This is a genomic window from Humibacillus xanthopallidus, assembly GCF_044793955.1.
GTDB classification, from domain to species: Bacteria; Actinomycetota; Actinomycetes; order Actinomycetales; family Dermatophilaceae; genus Humibacillus; species Humibacillus xanthopallidus_C.
On record NZ_CP084995.1, the window covers coordinates 3,130,609 to 3,147,872 of the forward strand.

Genomic DNA, 17,264 nt, shown 5'->3' on the forward strand with positions numbered 1-17,264 from the left:
ACGATGTGCAAGAATCTGGCCATGGACCCTCAGCAGGGGCGACCGCACCGGGTCGCCGTCCTCGCGCTCGACGGCGTCGTCGCCTTCGAGCTCGGCCTGCCCCACCGGTTCTTCAGCGCGGCGGCCCTCGACCCGGGGTGGCCCGGCCGGCTCACGGGGGCACCGCCGCCCTACGAGGTGTCGATGAGCACCCTCGACGACGGACCCGTCACGACCTCGGCGGGGTATGCCGCCCTCCCGACCCATCCCCGCTCCGTGATCTCCGAGGCCGACACCATCGTCGTGCCCGGCCTCAACAACACCGACATCGTGACGCACGGCCGACTGCCCGGCGCCCTCGTCGACCTGGCCGCGACCGCGCGACCGGAGGCGCGCTGGCTCTCGATCTGCACGGGCGCCTTCGTGCTCGCGGGCCTCGGCAAGCTCGACGGGCGCGAGGCGACGACGCACTGGGTCTATGCCGACCTCTTCAGGCGGCACTTCCCCGAGGTGCTCCTCGACCCCGACGTGCTCTACGTCGACCACGGCGACGTGCTGACGTCGGCCGGCAACGCGGCGGGCATCGACCTGCTGCTGCACGTGCTGCGCAGCGACCTCGGCTCCGACGCCGCAAACCGGGTGGCTCGCGGAGCTGTCGTGGCGCCGTGGCGCGGGGGCGGCCAAGCGCAGTTCATCGAGCGACCCGTGCCCGACGAGACCGAGGCGGGCACGGGGCCGACCCGCACGTGGGTGCTCCACCACCTGAGCGAGCCGATCGGCTTGTCCGACATGGCTCGTCACGCCGGCATGAGCGTGCGCACCTTCACCCGGCGCTTCCGCGAGGAGACCGGCGAGACGGCCGGCAGCTGGCTCACCCGGGCCAGGGTCGAGCGCGCCCGGCAGCTGCTCGAGACGACCGACCTGCCGGTCGACCGCGTCAGCGCCGATGCCGGGTTCGGCACGACGGCCTCGCTCCGACAGCACTTCGCAACCGCGGTCGGGCTCTCGCCGCTCGCCTACCGACGCACCTACCGCTCCGAGCCCGCCTGACCCCCAACCACCCCAGTCGAGGTGATCGCGGCACCCACGTCCCTGCCAGGATCACCTCACACCAGTGGACACGAGCCGAGGTCAGGTCGCGAGCGGCCAGTGCGGGTGCTTCGGCGAGCGCCCTTGGAAGCTGAGGATGGCGGGGTTCTGGATGACGCCGTCACGGATCTCGACGGCCCGTCGGACGGTGGGGTTGGACTCCCAGGCCTCGGGACCGCCCATGATCGTCGGCAGGAAGGGCAGGAGTCCCTCGCTGATCTCCCACGTGGCGGCGTTCCAGAGGTAGGACGGGCTGTGGTCGACAGCGTAGTAGAGCACGTTGTCGCCGACGACGAAGGTGGGCTCGGCGAAGGTCGTGGGCCGCGCCCAGGTGAAGCCCATCCCCTCGTCGCACGACACGTCGACGACGATGGTGCCGGGCGCCGCGTGGGCGAGGTCGTCGTCGGTCATGAACGTCAGTGGGGCATCGGTGTCCTGGAGCACGCAGTTGACGATGATGTCGTGGTCGGCGAGGAACTCCCCCAGCGGCACCCGGCCGTCCTCGGTCACAGCGTGGCTCACCCTGGCGCGCGTGTCGTCGGTGTCGAAGTGGACCATGTGCGCCGAGTGGATGGGCGCGGCGACCGCCGCGGTCTGGCGGTGCGTGAGGACGTCGACGTCCGCGACCCCCAGGGCACCCAACGCAGTCACGGCCCCCCGGGCGGTGGCGCCGAAGCCGATCACGACGGCCCGCCGGTGCGGACCGTAGTCTCCGGTGACCCCGGCGATCTGCATGGCGTGCAGCACGGAGCAGTAGCCGGCGAGCTCGTTGTTCTTGTGGAAGACATGCAGGCCGAACGACCCGTCGGCGTTCCAGTGGTTCATGGCCTCGAAGGCGATGAGGGTGAGCTGCCGGTCGATGGCGAGCTGAGTGAGGTCCGCGTCCTGCACGCAGTGCGGCCACCCCCAGAGCACCTGACCGACGCGAAGCGCGGCGATGTCGCTGAGCAACGGCTTGGGCTGCAGGATGACGTCGCACTCCTGCACGAGCTCCTCGCGGGTGCGGAAGCCGGCGACCCACTCGGCGAGCTGGTCGTCGGTGACGCCGAAGCGCTCCCCGTAGCCCCGCTCGAGGTAGATGCCGCCCCGGAGGTCCTCGGGGATGCGGCTGAGGTGCTGCGGGTGCAGGGCGACACGGCGCTCGTTCTCCTTGAGCGACCGGGACATGACGCCGAGGCTGAGCTGGTTCACGCGGCTACCTCCTGAGTGGCCGTCCGCCGCTCCGTCCGCCGGTGGCGACACCACCGGGGCCCGGGAGGTCAGGACCTCGCCAGCCTACGCCGGGGTCGGGGCCCGGCTGCCACGCACGGCGCGACGGTGACGCGCTTCACGACGCCGTCGGGCTCGGCTCAGGCGGTGGAGGCCGCAAGCTGCCCGCAGGCACCGTCGATGTCCTGGCCCCGGGTGTCGCGCACCGTTGTCGGTATGCCGTGCGAGCGCAGCCGCTCGACGAAGTTCTGCTCCACACCGGGCCGCGACGCCGTCCACTTGGAGCCGGGCGTCGGGTTGAGCGGGATCGGGTTGACGTGCACCCAACCGCTGCCACGCGCCGCGAGCTTCTCGCCGAGCAGGTCTGCGCGCCAACCGTGGTCGTTGATGTCGCGGATGAGGGCGTACTCGATCGAGACGCGCCGCCCGGTCGCCTCGTAGTAGCGGTAGGCCGCATCGAGGGCCTCGTCGACCGACCACCGGGTGTTGATCGGCACGAGCTCGTTGCGCAGCTCGTCGTCGGGCGCGTGCAGCGACAGGGCCAGCGTCACCGGGATGCCCTCGGCCGTCAGCTTGTCGATGCCGGGCACGAGGCCGACGGTCGACATCGTCACCCCGCGCGCCGAGATGCCGAGACCGTCGGGAGCCGGATCGGTGAGGCGACGGATGGCACCGATCGAGGCCTTGTAGTTGGCGAGGGCCTCGCCCATCCCCATGAAGACGACGTTGCTGACGCGCAGCGGCGTCTCGCGGTCCTCGTCACCGCCACCGGCGAGCTCACCACGCCGCAGGGCCCGGGCCGCCCACACGACCTGCTCGACGATCTCGCCCGCCGAGAGGTTGCGGGTGAGGCCCGCCTGGCCCGTGGCGCAGAAAGGGCAGTTCATGCCGCAGCCGGCCTGGCTCGAGATGCAGATGGTGACGCGCTTGGGATAGCGCATGAGCACCGACTCGACGATCGCGCCGTCGTGCAGGCGCCACGCATACTTCAGCGTCTGTCCGTCGTCGGCGACGCGCTGCACGATGGGCGTGAGCAGCGTGGGCAGCAGGTCGGCCACGAGCTCGGTGCGCACGGCCTTGGGCAGGTCGGTCATCTGCTCGGGGTCGTCCTCGAGCCGCTCGAAGTAGTGCGTCGAGAGCTGCTTGGCGCGGAAACCCTTGTGCCCGAGTGACTCCACGGCCTCCTTGCGCTCGGCCGGTGAGAAGTCGGCGAGGTGACGCGGTGGCTTGCCACGGCGCGGTGCCTGGAAGGTGAGCTGCCCCGGCACGGGACGCGCCGTCGTCGGCTCGGGCAGCGCGACCGGCACGGCCGATGCAGCCGATGCAGCCGGCACGGAGGCCGCAGCCGGCGTCACGGCCTCAGCGGCGTACCCGCTCGTCTGTGGGGACTCGGTGGCGGTCGCTGCGGCGGGGTCTGCGGTGGACTCGGTGGCGGGGTCGGGAGACTCGGTCATGGTGCCCCCATCCTCTCAGGCCGCAACACACCGACAAACCGCCAACTCCACCTGGCATGCCACGCCTGGTTGGCGACTGCCCGGTGTGTTGCGGATCAGGTGTCGAGGGCGCGCTGCTCCGCGACGCTGTTGCCCCCGTCGACGAGGATCAGCTGGCCGGTGACGTAGGCCGCCTCCGGACTGGCGAGGAACGCGATCGCCGCAGCGACCTCCTCGGGCGTGCCCGACCGGCCGAGCGGCGTCGTGACACCCTCACGGGCCTCGTCGTCGGTCTGCGAGCCCGTCGCGATCCACCCCGGCCCGACGACGTTGACCGTGACCCCCGAGGGTCCCTCGTCGACCGCCAGGCCGCGGGCGAGGCCGACCAGCGCAGCCTTCGACGCGGCATACCCCACCTCCTGACGCATCCCCATCGCGGCTCCGGTGACGCTGCTGACGAAGACGACGCGGCCGCTGCCCGACGCCCGCAGGTGCGGCATCGCGGCACGGGTCACGAAATAGGCGGTGTCGAGATTGCGGGAGATCGACCGGCGCCACCGGTCGGGGTCGGTCGCGTCGATGCCACCCCCGAGCGTGTCGGGCTCGGTGGCGCTCACCATGCCGGCGTTGTTGACGACGACGTCGAGGCGGCCGTGCTCGCGCACGCAGTCGTCGACGAGCCGCGCCGCGACGTCGGGGTCGGTGAGGTCGCCGACGAAGCCCGTCGCCGAGACCCCGAGCTCACGCAGCTCGTGCACCCGCTCGTCGATCCGGGCGGTGGTGGCCGCGATGACGACCCTCGCCCCGAGGCGACCCAGGGCCACGGCGGCGGCGAAGCCGATGCCCGTGGCGCTGCCGGCGCCCGTGACCACCGCGACGCGGTAGCCCTGGCCGAAGAGGGGTGCGACCGCTGTCGGGCCCCATCTGTCGCTGTCGAGAGCCATCGCGTCAGGCCGGCTGGACAGCGAGGAGCGTCAGCACGACCCAGACGACCGGGGCCACGACGACGAGCGAGTCGAGGCGGTCCATGATGCCGCCGTGGCCCGGGAGGATGTGGGACATGTCCTTGATGCCGAGGTCACGCTTGATGAGCGACTCGAGGAGGTCGCCCACGGTCGCGGCGATGGCCACGCCGACACCCAGCGCCACCCCGATGAGCCACGAGTGGTCGAGGAAGAAGTGCACGGTCAGCGAGCCGCTGACCACGCACAGCAGCACCGAGCCCGCGAAGCCCTCCCACGACTTCTTGGGGCTGATCGTCGGCGCCATCGGGTGCTTGCCGAAGAGCACCCCGGCGATGTAGCCGCCGACGTCGCTGCAGACGGCCGTCACGAGGAAGACGACCATCCTCTCGACGCCGTCCTGCTCCGACAGCAACAACATCCCGAAGCCGACGAGGAACGTCGGGTAGGTGAGGATGAAAACGCCGCCGAGCACGTCACGACCGGCTCCCTCGAGGCGGCCTCCAGCGCGGTAGACCACGACGACGGCGCAGGCGAGCGCCCAGGCGACGGTCAGGCCCGCGGGGCCGTGTACGTAGGCCGCCCACATCATCACCGACGACCCGACGATGGCGGGCACGAACGGCGCCTCCACGCCGGCGTGGCGCAGGGCCGCCCGCAGCTCCCAGATCGCGATCATCACCGCGACCGCGATGACGACGGCGAAGGACTCCTTGCGGATGAGCAGCGTGGAGATGATGAGCGCGCCGAGACCGAGGCCCACGGCGATCGCCGTGGGCAGGTCGCGGCCGGCGCGACTCGGCTTCTTCTCGAGCACCTGCTCGGGGGGCAGGCCCGCGATGTCGTCGAGCGCAGGGTCGTAGGGGACGGGTTGGAGCAGGCCGTCACCCTCGTGGGCCGCCGTGGGGACTGGCTCCACGGGGTCCGGTGGTGGTTCGGTCGTCATCGCGGGTCGAGAGCCGAGGGTCACACCTCGAGCAGCTCGGCCTCCTTGGCCTTGACCAGCCCGTCGACGAGGTCGGTGTGCTTCTTCGTCAGGCCGTCGAGCTCCTTCTCGGCGCGCGTGCCGTCGTCCTCGCCGACCTCGCCGTCCTTGACGAGCCGGTCGAGGTCGGTCTTGGCCTTGCGCCGGATGTTGCGCACGGCGACGCGGGCCTCCTCCGCCTTGTGGTTGGCCAGCTTGATGTAGTCACGCCGGCGCTCCTCGGTGAGCTCGGGCATGACGCACCGGATCTGGTGGCCGTCGCTGCTCGGGTTGACGCCGAGGTCGCTGTCGCGGATGGCCTTCTCGATCTCGTGCATCGCCGACTTGTCGAACGGGATGACGAGGATGGTGCGCGGCTCGGGGTTCTGGAACGACGCGAGCTGCTGCAGGGGCGTGGGTGCGCCGTAGTACTCGACGGTCATCTTGTTGAACAGACCCGGGTTGGCGCGGCCGGTGCGGATGCCCGCGAAGTCCTCCTTGAGGACCTCGACGGCCTTGTCCATCTTCTCCTCGGCCTCGAACATCGTCTCTTCGATCATGGTGCGTGCGCTTCCTCGTCCTCGGTGGTGCCAGTGGGTGCTGCCACGTCGTGCAGCTGCTGCCAGGTGCTGGGCCGCCGCCCTCGCGGACGGCGCTGCCGGTCAGGCGTTGGTGACCAGCGTGCCGATCCTCTCACCGAGCAGCGCCCGTGTGATGTTTCCCGCGCCCTCCATCCCGAAGACGACCATCGGCAGCTTGTTCTCCATGCAGAGGCTGAAGGCCGCGGCGTCGACGACCTTGAGCCCCTCGACGATCGCGTCCTGGAAGGTGACCGTCTCGAGCTTCTTGGCGTCGGGGTTGGTGCGGGGGTCGGAGTCGTAGACGCCGTCGACGCCGTTCTTGGCGATGAGCACGGCGTCGCACTTGATCTCGAGGGCGCGCTGCGCGCTGACCGTGTCGGTCGAGAAGAACGGCATGCCGGCGCCGGCGCCGAAGATGACGACGCGGCCCTTCTCGAGGTGACGGATCGCGCGGCGCGGGATGTAGGGCTCCGCGACCTGCTGCATCCCGATCGCCGACTGGACGCGGGTCTCGATGCCCTCCTTCTCGAGGAAGTCCTGCAGCGCGAGACAGTTCATGACGGTGCCGAGCATGCCCATGTAGTCGGCGCGGGTGCGGTCCATCCCCCGCTGCTGCAGCTCGGCGCCGCGGAAGAAGTTGCCCCCGCCGATGACGACGGCGACCTCGACGCCCCCGCGCACGGCGTCGGCGATCTGGGTGGCGATGCCGGCCACGACGGCCGGGTCGAGGCCGATGCGGCCGCCGCCGAAGACCTCGCCGGAGAGCTTGAGAAGCACCCGGTGGAAGGGGGTGGAGTGGGCGTCGGTCATGGCGCGGGGCCTCCTCGGGTGGGGCAGTTCCAGCGGTCGGTCGATCTTTCCACATGAGGAGCACCGCAGCCGCATCGAGGCGCCGCCGCCACCCGCCGTCAGCGCTGGAGCGACGGCGGGCACACCCCGGGCCCCGCGGCACCGGCACCGGCACCGGCGCCGGCCGTGGCGAGCGCCTCGGCGGCCCGCTGACGGCCGAGGTTCCACTCGAGCACCGACGTGCTGGACACGGGCCGCGGGCTCAGGCAGGCGAGGACGTCGGGTGGGAGCCCGGCCAGGATCGTCGGGACGGCATCGTCGCCGAGGCTCTCGAGATAGCGCACGTCGAGCTTGCCGGTCGCCGCATACCGGTCGATGTTGCGCTCGGCCACCCAGGCCTCGGGGTTGGCCAGCCCGCCGACGAGCAGGAGCACCGCCCCGGAGACGAGCGCGGCACGGGGCAGCCACCACCCCGAGAGGCGCACGCCCGCGACGAGCACGAGCACGACGAGCAACCCGAGCCAGAGCTCGAAGGCGTCGACGAGCACACGCAGCACGGTGAAGCCGTAGGCCTGCTGGTAGAGGTCCATCCGGTGCAGGGCCGACGCCACGACGACGAGCGTGAGCACGCACAGGGTGCCGACCATGGCCCGCAACAGCACCCGCTCGCGGCGCGTCGACGTGGGGGACTTGCGCACGGCCAGCGCGACCGTGACCAGCGTGAGCAGGGTGGCGACGGTGAGCTGGCCGAACCCCTGGTGGACGTAGGCGGCATACGTCAGGCCGGTCGTGCGCTGCACGTAGTCGTGCCCGCCGAAGAGGGCTGCCGCCTGCGCGACGCAGAAGGCGACGAGCAGCGCGATGACGAGGCCGACGGGGACGGCCCACTCCCACACCCGCGGGACCGGAGGCCCTGCCGGCACCGTGAGCCGCTCCGTGCGGGGTGGGTTGATCGCGACGTAGCACCCGGCGAGCAGGGCGCCGCCCACGACGAAGCCGACGAAGGAGCGGAAGACGAAGCTGTCCCAGGCGACGTCGGGCACGAGGGCGCCGGCCCACGACCCGAAGATCGCGTCACCCGAGGCGAACAGCCCACCGAAGACGACGAGCGCCACGATGGAGATGGCTGCGGTGCGCACGACCGGCCAGAGGATCGACAGGCGGCTAGTCGCGGTGATCGTGCGTCCGAGCAGGGGCAGCCCGCGCACGGCGGCGAGCGGCCACGCGGCCAGGGCGCCGAGCTGCGAGAGCAGGCCCTTCGCGTCGGCGAGCGCCACGGCGGTCAGCACGATGCCGGTGAGCACGGCCAGCACCGTGAGCCACTCCGCCGCGCGCAGCACGATGAGCGAGGCGAGGCCGAGACAGACCGCCGTCGTGAGCCCCGCCCAGCGGGTGCGGCGGTTGACGGAGCTGCGCCAGAGGAGCACCCCTCCGGCGAGAAGCACGATCAGCAGGGCGAGCCCGAGCTGGTGGAAGGGCAGCACGACCGCGGCGAGGACGCCGACGCCGACGCAGCCGAGGAGCAGGCGCACCTGCGACGGCAGTCCGGCCTCCGGCCAGAGGTCACCGAAGAGGCTGTCGATCACCGGGCCGGGTGGCAGTCCCGGTCGGGGCACGGCCACCGCGCCGGTATGCCGTGTGGCGGGCGAGGTCGACGGGCCGCTCGGGACGGCGGGGGTCGGGGTGGGCACGGGCTCCTCCTGGGACGTGGGTTGTCGTGGCGCGGCTCGGTCGGCGGCGCCGGCCGCGGCTCGGGCGCTGTCGCTGGCGTCCGGTCGGACGATGTCGCTGGCGTCCGGTCGGACGGTGTCGCTGGCGTCCGGTCGGACGGTGTCGCCTGCGTCGGGGTGGCGGGGAAGGACAGCCCGGATGCGAGCGCCGGCGCGGCCGGGTCTGGCGGGCAGGGCAGCGATCGAGCCACCGTGCAGCTCGCAGACCCAGCTCGCGATCGCGAGGCCGATGCCGGTGCCGCCACCGGTGTCGTCACCGGACCCGAAGCGGTCGAACACGCGCCGGGCGTCCTCGGCCGGGATGCCGGGGCCCTCGTCCGCCACTTCGAGCCACCACCGGTGTGCCCCGTCTGCCGGGTCGGCGCCGGCGGAGACCCGCACGGTGCCGCCGGGCGGGCTGTGCCGGTGGGCGTTGTCGAGGAGGTTGGCGAGCACCTGGGCGAGCCGGGCGGCGTCCGCGGTGACGGTGAGGCCGTCCTCGACGGCGAGGACGTGCGTGGCCCGACGGCCGTCGTGGTGCGAGCCCACCGAGGCCTCGGCGACCGCCCGCGTGACGAGGTCTCTGACGTCGACCTCGGCGAGCGCGAGTGGCACGACTCCCCCGTCGACCCGGCTGAGGTCGAGCAGGTCGCCCACGAGTGAGCCGAGGCGCTCGGCCTGCGCGAGTGCCGTGCGCAGCACGGCGTCGTCGGGCGTGACGACGCCGTCGACGAGGTTCTCGAGCAGGGCCTGCTGGGCGGTGAGCGGAGTGCGCAGCTCGTGCGAGACCGTGGCGACGAGCTGGCGGCGCTGGCGGTCGGCGTCGGCGAGGTCGGCAGCCATCGTGTTGAAGGCCGTGGCGAGCTCACCGACCTCGTCGGCGGAGGTCGCCGTGACGCGGCGGGAGTAGTCGCCGGTCGCCATGCGGGCCGCGGCCTCGGTCATCTCGCGCAGGGGCGAGGTCATGCCTCGGGCGAGCCACTGCGTCACGCCGAGGGCGGCCGCGACGGTGACGGGCACCGTGAGCCAGGCGGGCACCCCGGCTCGGTCGCCGATCTCTGACACGAGGGCGGCCACGACGATGCTGACCGCGACGAGCAGGCCGAGCTTGACCTTGATCGAACGGATGCCGTCGAGGGGGCGGTCGGGGTTCACTGCGGCGCTCCGGGCTGCGGAGCAGCCTCGAGCGCGTAGCCGACGCCGTGCACGGTGCGCACCCGCTCGGGGCCGATCTTCGACCTGAGCGCCTTGACATGGCTGTCGAGCGTGCGGGTGCCGCGAGCGTCGGCCCAGCCCCAGACCTCCTGCATGAGGTCGTCTCGACCGCGCACCGCTCCCGGCTCCGCCGCGAGCGCGAGCAGCAGGTCGAACTCCAGCGGGGTCAGGTGCACCTCGGCTCCCGCGACGACGACGCGGCGCGAGGCCCGGTCGACGACGACGTCTGCGAGGACGAGGAGGGTGGGCTGGTCGGTGGCGAGCTCACGGGCCCGTTCGACCCTGCGCAGCAGGGCCCGGATCCGGGCCACCACCTCGCGCATGCGAAACGGCTTGGTGACGTAGTCGTCGGCTCCCACGCCGAGCCCGACGAGCAGGTCGGTCTCGTCGGCGCGGGCCGTGAGCATGAGCACCGGCACGGGCCGCTCCGCCTGGATGCGGCGGCAGACCTCGAGGCCGTCGAAGCCGGGCAGCATGAGGTCGAGGACGACGAGGTCCGGAGTGTGATCGGCGTGAGCCTGCACCGCGCTCGGCCCATCGAAGGCCTGCACGACCCGAAACCCTTCTGCGACAAGCCGATCGGTGACGGCTTGGTTGATCGTGGCATCGTCCTCGACGACGAGCAACGTCGCCCCCGATGGCGCGCTCGACGGCGGCGTGCTGGTCCCCTGGCTCATGTCCTCGAGCCTAGGAGGGGGCTGCAGCGGGGTGCGCGTGCGACGTGTGGAGATCCTGTGAAGACCGGAAGGGTGACGGGCGCAAGGTGCTTGTCGCGACCGAGTGGTCAGGGCCGCGTCGCAGAGACCTCCACCGTGACGACGGAGCCGGAGCCGCCCGGCGCCTGGTCTGCGGCTGCCGGAGGGCGCGCCTCCACCGTGGCGATCGTGCCCGGCTCCGTCCGCAGGGCGCCGCCCGAGGCCCAGCCACCCCGTGGCGCGGCCCCGTTGTCCTTGAGGTTCCACGTCGCATCGTGGCGCGCGTGGAAGGCGCGGCCGAAGTCCGTCGGTGCCTGGGGTGAGGCGTAGACCACGGTGACACTCGAGGCTCCGCGGATGGCGGCCACGTCGGCTCCCCCACCCTTGTGGCTGACCCGGCTCAGCTCGGTCGCCCCGGACGGCACCGCGAGGACGTCGAGGCTGGACAGCCGGTCGATGACCTTCTGGTCAGCGGCGTCCGACGAGCACCCGCCCAGCGGCAGGAGCGCGGCTGCGGCGACGATGCCGACAAGCAGGGCCGTGCGGCCGGTCATCCGTGCCTCCCCTCCGTGCTCGCCAGACGGTTCACCCTGATCGTCACACAGCGGCCCGCAGGCTGGTGGCGTAGCCGACGAGTCGCTGACGCCAGTCGGCGTCGACGCCCCCGGCCGCGTTCACGTGCTGGATGAAGGTGTCGAGCTCCGCACGCGCGCGGCTGAGGTCACCGGTGGCGATCGCACGCTCGACGCGCTCGAGCCGATTGGACTCGGCGACATAGAGACCGAAGGGAGCGATGGCTCCGCTCGCCTCGGCCGCGGCCCACATCTCGCGCAGTGTCGTCGCATTCGCCGAGCCGCCGATCCACTCGGCTGCGTTGAGCTGGGCGGTCTCGACCCGGTGCATCCGGTCGGTGTCCTTCGGGTCCGTGACCGACGTCAGGGTCAGCCCGGTGAGGGTGTAGCGGCCCGACCCGTTGGCTCCGACGAGCTCGCCCGGGAACTCGACGGCATACGCCGCCCGCCCCGCCGTGAGGGCGACGGTCCGCTCCTGGGTCCCGACGACGAGACCATTGGGCGCGACCAGCTTGCCGGAGAGCAGGTAGTCGCCCCCGGCCGGCACGGATGCCGTGCCCGAGAAGCGGAGCAGGTCGTAGCGACCGTCGCGGTCGGAGTCCACGCTGGCGGGCGTGGGGAGCGACAGGGCCACCGTCGCGGTCGCGACCTGGCCGAGACGCAGGTCGCCGGTCTGGCCGAGGCTCGCGGCACGAGCAACGATCCGGCGCGTCGAGACTCCTTCGGTGAGCACCGCTGACGTGACCTCGAACGGGCCGTCCACGCCCACCAGGAGGAGCTCCCTCACCGGCACGTCGACGTCGATGACGCCGGCGCCCGCCGGCAGCTGCGCCGCGCCGGGGGCGCTGAGAACGACTCGCCCGCCAGCCCTGAGGTCGACGGCGACCTGATAGGTGCCGGAGGCGGCGACCGAGACACGCACCGGCACCCGGAAGACGTCGGGGCGACCGTCACCCGAGGTGTCAACCAGGGCTGAGCCGCCCAGCCCGGAGAACGTGCCGCTGTCGTCGGGGACCACCAGGCCTGCCGTCAGCATCCTCGACCGTCCTGCCGCCGACACACTGACGTCGACCGGGACGAAGGTTCCGGGTGGAGCCACGAACGAGCCGCGGAAGGTGTTGGAGGTGCCGTCGTAGGTCAGCGGCAGGTCTCGGCGAGAACCAGCCTCGGGCCACGCGATCGTCACCGTGCTGGATCGTGTGGCGGCCGCACTGAGTCCGCTGAGGCTCACCGTCACTGCGGAGGGTGTTGCGGCGGTGCCTGGCGTGACGGCGGCGGTGGCGGTGACGCCCCCCGACAGTACGGTGCTCAACAGCCCGACCTGGGCGCTGCGCTCGGGAGCGACGGAGACCGTGCGGGAGGTTCCCGCGAGTCCGGTCAACGACACGACGTAGGCGGTGTCCCCGAAGATGTCGGTCGAGGTCACGACGGCACTCGGGTCGCTCGAACCGTCGGGCCGCGTCACCGTGACCGTCGCCGTGGTGCCGGCCGGCAGGACCACCGTCGCCTGCGCCCGGTCACCCGCCTCCGGGTCGACGACGAAACGCGCCGGCGACGTCGGGGACCCCGCGGCGACCGTGGGGACCTGGTCGGCCGTGGGCTGTCCGGCGAAGAAGTCCGTGCCGCCCCCTGACGACGTCAGCGACGTGGCTGACGAGGTGCTCGTGGTCGAGGCGCTCCGGAGCAGGCTCTGGCCGTTGCACGAACCGGTCGTGAGCCAAGTGTTGCCCTCGCTGTCGAGCGGATAGAGCTCGGCCAGGACACGGGTTGTCGGGCAGACGGTCGTGCGCATCTGCGTGTGGTCCGCGTCGAAGATCGGAGAGAGCGCATGGGCCAGCCCGTCGCTGTAGCCGGTGGTGCGAGCGAAGGCGCTCTCGACACAGACGACGGAGTCGCCGTGGATGCGTCCGTTGCGGTCACTCTCGCACCCGGCTGCGGCCGATCCCGCGTTGCAGGTGATGCGGCCGGTGCCGGTGCAGTCACCAGCAGCCACGACCTTGAGGTGCTGGGCATGGTCGCGGACGATGACGTTGAACACGTCACGCATGTAGTCCGTCTGCAGGTTGTACAGCCCGTCGGCGTCACTGTCGCAGGCGCCCATGCCGGACTGCACCCTGTCGCCCCAAGGCAGCCGTCGCAGGAAGCACAGCTTGTCGGCCGACCCCGACCCGGCGTTGGGCGTCGCCAGCATGCCCAGCGTGTCGAACAGCTCGGGGTCGGTCCACATCGCGACACGCGTGTCGAGTCCGCCCTTGCTGTGGGCGATCACGTTGGTCTTGGAGGCCCCGACCCGCGGAAGGAGCGTGCCGCGGGTGTAGTCGACGATGGTCGCTCCGTTGGTCCACACGCTGGTGATGGCTCCGGTCGGCACGCTCTCGCGACCGCTGAGGGCGGGGACGGTGTTGGCAGCGGTGTCGAGAACGACGTTCATGTCGGCCGCCTGCCCGGTGATGCCGTGCGCCCCGAGCAGCGGATAGGTGACGAGCGGCTTGCTGCCCGGGAGCACCTGGATGGTGCGCGTGACGATCTTCTCCGCTGCGTTGTCGGCGGCCGTGGTCACCGAGATGGGCTGCAGGCCGACGAGGGAGACATCGACGGGAGTCACCGTCCACGTCACCTGCTGGGTCTGGTTCGGCGACAAGGGGTCGACGAGGGACACGACCGTCGGCTCGCTCACGGTGAAGCCGGAGGGCACGTAGAGCCTCGCGGCACCATTCGTGGCGGGCCCAGTGCCGACGTTGGTGACGAAGACACTCACCTTGAAGGGAGACCCGAGCGCAGCCTCCCCCGGCGCCAGGACCGTCATGCTGAGCGGCGGACGGAAGTCCGAGCTCGCGCTGGCGCGGCCGTAACGGGTGGTGTAAGTCACCGACTCCCCCGGTGGGATCGTCGCGCCGGTCGAGGGAGGCCGGAAGTACATCGCGACGGCGCTGTCGTAGGTGATCGGCGCCAAGGGGTTCGTCGTCACGTCCCAGCGGTTGGTAGACAGGTTCGGCCAGGTGCCGAAGACGACTCGGTTGGGCGTGATCTCACCCGGGGTCTTGAGGATGCCTGCAGCGATGTGGACCGGGTCCTGGAAGTCGGCGAACGCGGCGAAGTAGTCGGGCACGTCGGCCCCGGTGAACTCCCGCTCCGTCGTGACCGCGCCGACGCCCGGCAGCTGGAAGGGTGCTCCGTCGTTGTAGTTGAGCTCGGTGTCGAGCATGACGCGCAGCTCGGCCTGTTGAGCCTCACCCGTCGGGTTGTCGAACGTGTAGCTCACCTTCACGGTGTCCTTGCGCCCCGCGGTGAAGCCGTCGATGATCTCGAGCTGCTGGGTCAGACGCAGACCCGAGGGCAGCACGTAGTCGCGCAGGCTCGTCGTGTCGCTGCTGCCCGGAGCGGCGTCGACGGCGCGCACCGGACTGAGGTCCTGCCCGAGGACGTAGACCCCCGACTCGGTCTTGACCGTCGTGTAGCCGGTGCCGGGTCCGTTGGGCCACCGGTAGGTGAGATCCCAGGCCCCGGGCTGAGGGGTGCACATCCCGTCGGTGCCGACACCGGCGTTGAAGAAGCCGGCTGCGTCCACCTGGTAGGCGATGTGTTCGGTGCACGGATCGGGCGCGGCAGGGGCAGACCCCTTGTCGTCGGCACCTGCTGCGGCGACCGGGAGGATGAGCGCTGTCACGAGCGCGGACACCGTTGCTGCGAACCACCGACGACGCATGTTGTCCCCTGACACGAGTGATGGAGTGCTCGGACGCTAGCAGTCCGATCCATCCCTTGTTTCCGGAATGAGAGGACTGCTCACTCGCTGTCGCATTCGTGTTTCCCGGCTCCGTTTCCGGACGCGGAAACGGCCCGGGGCGGGTGCACCGCTCCGGGCCGTCCAGACCCCGGCTGCCTCAGATGAAGAGCAGCTGGGCGCCTGCGGTCATCTCGATGAAGTCGGACGCCGAGATGATGCCTTCGACATCGTCACGCAGGTCCACCTCCGTCAGATGGTTCATGTCCGCAGACAGTCGGCACGCCCACAGGTGACCACCTGACGCGACGATCTGGTCGAGGAAGTCGGGCACCTCGGGGATGTCGAGCTCGGCGATGGCCTTCTTGAGCTGCGACGTGGCGAGGTGGGTCATGCCCGGAAGGCCACCCAGTCCCTGGGGCATGTGCATCGCGGTGTTGCCGAGAAGCGTGGCCTTGAGACTGCTCTGGGTCTTCTTGTTGATCATGTCGAAGCCCCAGAAGGTGAAGAACAGGTGCGTCTCGATGCCCTCGCCCAGCGCGGCGTTGCCGAGGATGAGGCCGGGGTAGGCCATGTCGAGGGTGCCCTTGCTGCAGATGATGGCGAGCTTGCGGCCCTCGTCGGACGGGGTGTCGAAGGACGGGACGAACGGCGTCTCGGTCTGGACGTCGTTGTCGATGGTGGTCATGTCGTGCTCCTCAGGTCTTGTCGGTGTGGTGGGAGATGCTGGTCGGTGAGACCGCGCTGGCTCAGACGCAGCCCTTCGGCTTGGGCACACCGGCGACGTAGGACATCTTCTTGGCGGGCTTGCCCGGGAAGAGGGTGAAGAGCTGCTTGACCGGCATCCCCGTCTGCGTGCTGACGCGGCGCAGGGTCGGCGTCTCGCCCTGGGCCTTGTAGTCCTGGCGGAGGTAGGTGACGAGCTTCCAGTGGTCCTCGGTCATCTCGACCCCGATGAGGCGGGCGAACTCGGCGCCGAGGTCCTCGGTCCAGTCGTCCGGGTTGACGAGGAAGCCCTCGTCGTTGACGTCGATCTGGCGGCCGGCGATGGTGGTGCTGGGCATGTGAATCAGGTCCTTTCAGGCTGAGGCGTCGGCCGGGATCTTGCCGGTCATGGACATCTGGGCGGGGAGGCCGAGCGGCCGGCCGGGGAGGAGCATGTTCCAGTAGATGTGCCGGAACGCGAGCTTGCCGAGGTGGTTGGCCCGCGACTCCTTGAGTAGGGTCATCGGGCCGATCTTGGCGATCGGGAAGGTTCCGGTCAGCGGCTCCGTGTCGTAGTTGAAGTCGAGGAGCAGGGCCTTGCCCTGCCCCGACTCGACGAAGCAGTTCGCGTGCCCGTCGAAGGAGTGCGTCATCGGCTTGCCCGCCACGAGCTCGAGGAAGTTGTCGACGAAGACCTCGACCGAGAAGTGCGCGACCGAGCCGGCCTTGGAGGTCGGGATGTTGCTCGCGTCGCCGAGGGCGAAGATCTCGGGGTGCTGCGTGGACTGCAGGGTGTGCTTGTCGACCGGCACGTAGTTGAGGTCGTCACCCAGTCCGGAGCGAGCGACGAAGTCGGCGCCCATGTTGAGCGGGATCGTCACGAGCTGGTCGTAGGGCACCTCGCGCTCGTCGTAGGAGATGAGGACCTTGCGCTCCTGGTCGATGCTCTCGACCATGAAGTCGGTCTCGACGGTGACGCCCCGCTCCTTGAGCAGGTGTCCGAGCTCCCGGCTCGCGACGGGCTTGGTGAAGGCGCCGTCGAGCGGAGTGACGAAGACGAGCTCCGTGCGCTCACGCAGGCCGCGGCCCTTGAGGTAGTCGTCGGCGAGGAAGGTGAACTCCAGCGGGGCGACGGGGCACTTGAACGGCAGCTCGGTGATGTGGATGACGAGCCGTCCGCCCGTGAAAGCGCTCATCGCGTCGCGGAGGGCGACCGACCCGTCGTAGGTGTAGAACTCGCCGACCGACTTGTGCCACTCGTCGCCGAGCATGCCCGGGGTCTGGTCGGGGCGCGGAGTCGTGCCCGACGCGATGACGAGGTAGTCGTAGGGCAGGGTCCGCCCGTCGGTCAGCGAGACCGACCTGGCCTCGGCGTCGACCCGGTCGACGTCGGCGAGGACGAGCTCGATGCCGTCGTGGATGAAGGTGTGCTTGCTCTTGCGCACCTGCTCAGGGGTGTTCATCCCGAAGGGGATGAACAGGTATCCGGGCTGGTAGTCGTGGATGTCGGTCTTGTCGACGACCGTGATCTTCCAGTCACTCTTCGAGAGGAGGTTGCGGAGCTTGTTCGCGACCATCGTTCCGGCCGTGCCCGCGCCCAGCACCACCAAGGTCTTCTGTGTGGTGGTCATGGTTTCG

Annotated in this window: 14 protein-coding genes; 1 reads left to right on the forward strand and 13 read right to left on the reverse strand. The window is 70.8% G+C overall.

Annotated features, from left to right (window positions below):
• Positions 1-21: 21 nt before the first annotated feature.
• A complete protein-coding gene (locus LG278_RS13980) occupies positions 22-1,029 on the forward strand; it encodes a GlxA family transcriptional regulator (protein ID WP_404387777.1) in 1,008 nt (335 codons plus the stop codon).
• Positions 1,030-1,110: 81 nt separating this feature from the next.
• On the opposite strand, the gene LG278_RS13985 is transcribed toward LG278_RS13980, so the two are convergent.
• From LG278_RS13985 to LG278_RS14045, 13 genes are all read right to left on the reverse strand, one after another.
• On the reverse strand, positions 1,111-2,259 hold the full coding sequence (locus tag LG278_RS13985; RefSeq protein WP_404387779.1) for a N(5)-(carboxyethyl)ornithine synthase: 1,149 nt from the start codon (positions 2,257-2,259) through the stop codon (positions 1,111-1,113).
• 158 nt (positions 2,260-2,417) lie between these two features.
• Positions 2,418-3,731: a 23S rRNA (adenine(2503)-C(2))-methyltransferase RlmN gene (rlmN, locus tag LG278_RS13990; RefSeq protein WP_404387781.1), complete on the reverse strand. Its 1,314-nt coding sequence runs from the start codon at positions 3,729-3,731 to the stop codon at positions 2,418-2,420.
• Positions 3,732-3,826: 95 nt separating this feature from the next.
• The gene (locus tag LG278_RS13995) at positions 3,827-4,654 is read right to left on the reverse strand and encodes an SDR family NAD(P)-dependent oxidoreductase (protein WP_404387782.1); all 828 of its coding nucleotides are present in this window, start codon (positions 4,652-4,654) and stop codon (positions 3,827-3,829) included.
• A gap of 4 nt (positions 4,655-4,658) precedes the next feature.
• Positions 4,659-5,591, reverse strand: a complete 933-nt coding sequence (locus LG278_RS14000; RefSeq protein WP_404387784.1) for a phosphatidate cytidylyltransferase — start codon at positions 5,589-5,591, stop codon at positions 4,659-4,661.
• A gap of 47 nt (positions 5,592-5,638) precedes the next feature.
• Positions 5,639-6,196, reverse strand: a complete 558-nt coding sequence (gene frr / locus LG278_RS14005) for a ribosome recycling factor (RefSeq protein ID WP_404387785.1) — start codon at positions 6,194-6,196, stop codon at positions 5,639-5,641.
• Between the two features lie 102 nt (positions 6,197-6,298).
• A complete protein-coding gene (pyrH, locus tag LG278_RS14010) occupies positions 6,299-7,027 on the reverse strand; it encodes a UMP kinase (RefSeq protein WP_404387787.1) in 729 nt (242 codons plus the stop codon).
• A 98-nt stretch (positions 7,028-7,125) separates the two neighbouring features.
• Complete coding sequence (locus tag LG278_RS14015; protein WP_404387789.1) at positions 7,126-9,870, reverse strand: DUF4153 domain-containing protein; 2,745 nt, start codon at positions 9,868-9,870, stop codon at positions 7,126-7,128.
• Positions 9,867-10,607 carry a response regulator gene (locus tag LG278_RS14020; protein ID WP_404387790.1) on the reverse strand — a complete coding sequence of 247 codons (741 nt, stop codon included), beginning with the start codon at positions 10,605-10,607 and terminating at the stop codon, positions 9,867-9,869. The genes LG278_RS14015 and LG278_RS14020 overlap by 4 nt, the downstream gene beginning before the upstream one ends.
• Positions 10,608-10,714: 107 nt before the next feature.
• On the reverse strand, positions 10,715-11,179 hold the full coding sequence (locus LG278_RS14025) for a hypothetical protein (protein WP_404387792.1): 465 nt from the start codon (positions 11,177-11,179) through the stop codon (positions 10,715-10,717).
• A gap of 43 nt (positions 11,180-11,222) precedes the next feature.
• Complete coding sequence (locus tag LG278_RS14030; protein ID WP_404387793.1) at positions 11,223-14,903, reverse strand: NEW3 domain-containing protein; 3,681 nt, start codon at positions 14,901-14,903, stop codon at positions 11,223-11,225.
• 178 nt (positions 14,904-15,081) lie between these two features.
• Complete coding sequence (locus LG278_RS14035) at positions 15,082-15,609, reverse strand: DsrE/DsrF/DrsH-like family protein (RefSeq protein ID WP_404387795.1); 528 nt, start codon at positions 15,607-15,609, stop codon at positions 15,082-15,084.
• Between the two features lie 61 nt (positions 15,610-15,670).
• Positions 15,671-15,985 (reverse strand): TusE/DsrC/DsvC family sulfur relay protein, encoded by a 315-nt coding sequence (locus LG278_RS14040; protein ID WP_404387797.1) that lies wholly within the window; start codon positions 15,983-15,985, stop codon positions 15,671-15,673.
• Positions 15,986-16,000: 15 nt separating this feature from the next.
• Positions 16,001-17,257, reverse strand: coding sequence for an NAD(P)/FAD-dependent oxidoreductase (locus tag LG278_RS14045; RefSeq protein ID WP_404387799.1), 1,257 nt, complete (start codon positions 17,255-17,257; stop codon positions 16,001-16,003).
• Between the last annotated feature and the right edge of the window lie 7 nt (positions 17,258-17,264).

Coding starts and splice junctions, on each gene's coding strand:
- LG278_RS13980 (WP_404387777.1), top strand. CDS start 22: ATGGACCCTCAGCAGGGGCGACCGCACCGGGTCGCCGTCCTCGCGCTC.
- rlmN (WP_404387781.1), bottom strand. CDS start 3,731: ATGACCGAGTCTCCCGACCCCGCCACCGAGTCCACCGCAGACCCCGCC.
- LG278_RS13995 (WP_404387782.1), bottom strand. CDS start 4,654: ATGGCTCTCGACAGCGACAGATGGGGCCCGACAGCGGTCGCACCCCTC.
- frr (WP_404387785.1), bottom strand. CDS start 6,196: ATGATCGAAGAGACGATGTTCGAGGCCGAGGAGAAGATGGACAAGGCC.
- pyrH (WP_404387787.1), bottom strand. CDS start 7,027: ATGACCGACGCCCACTCCACCCCCTTCCACCGGGTGCTTCTCAAGCTC.
- LG278_RS14020 (WP_404387790.1), bottom strand. CDS start 10,607: ATGAGCCAGGGGACCAGCACGCCGCCGTCGAGCGCGCCATCGGGGGCG.
- LG278_RS14025 (WP_404387792.1), bottom strand. CDS start 11,179: ATGACCGGCCGCACGGCCCTGCTTGTCGGCATCGTCGCCGCAGCCGCG.
- LG278_RS14030 (WP_404387793.1), bottom strand. CDS start 14,903: ATGCGTCGTCGGTGGTTCGCAGCAACGGTGTCCGCGCTCGTGACAGCG.
- LG278_RS14035 (WP_404387795.1), bottom strand. CDS start 15,609: ATGACCACCATCGACAACGACGTCCAGACCGAGACGCCGTTCGTCCCG.
- LG278_RS14040 (WP_404387797.1), bottom strand. CDS start 15,985: ATGCCCAGCACCACCATCGCCGGCCGCCAGATCGACGTCAACGACGAG.
- LG278_RS14045 (WP_404387799.1), bottom strand. CDS start 17,257: ATGACCACCACACAGAAGACCTTGGTGGTGCTGGGCGCGGGCACGGCC.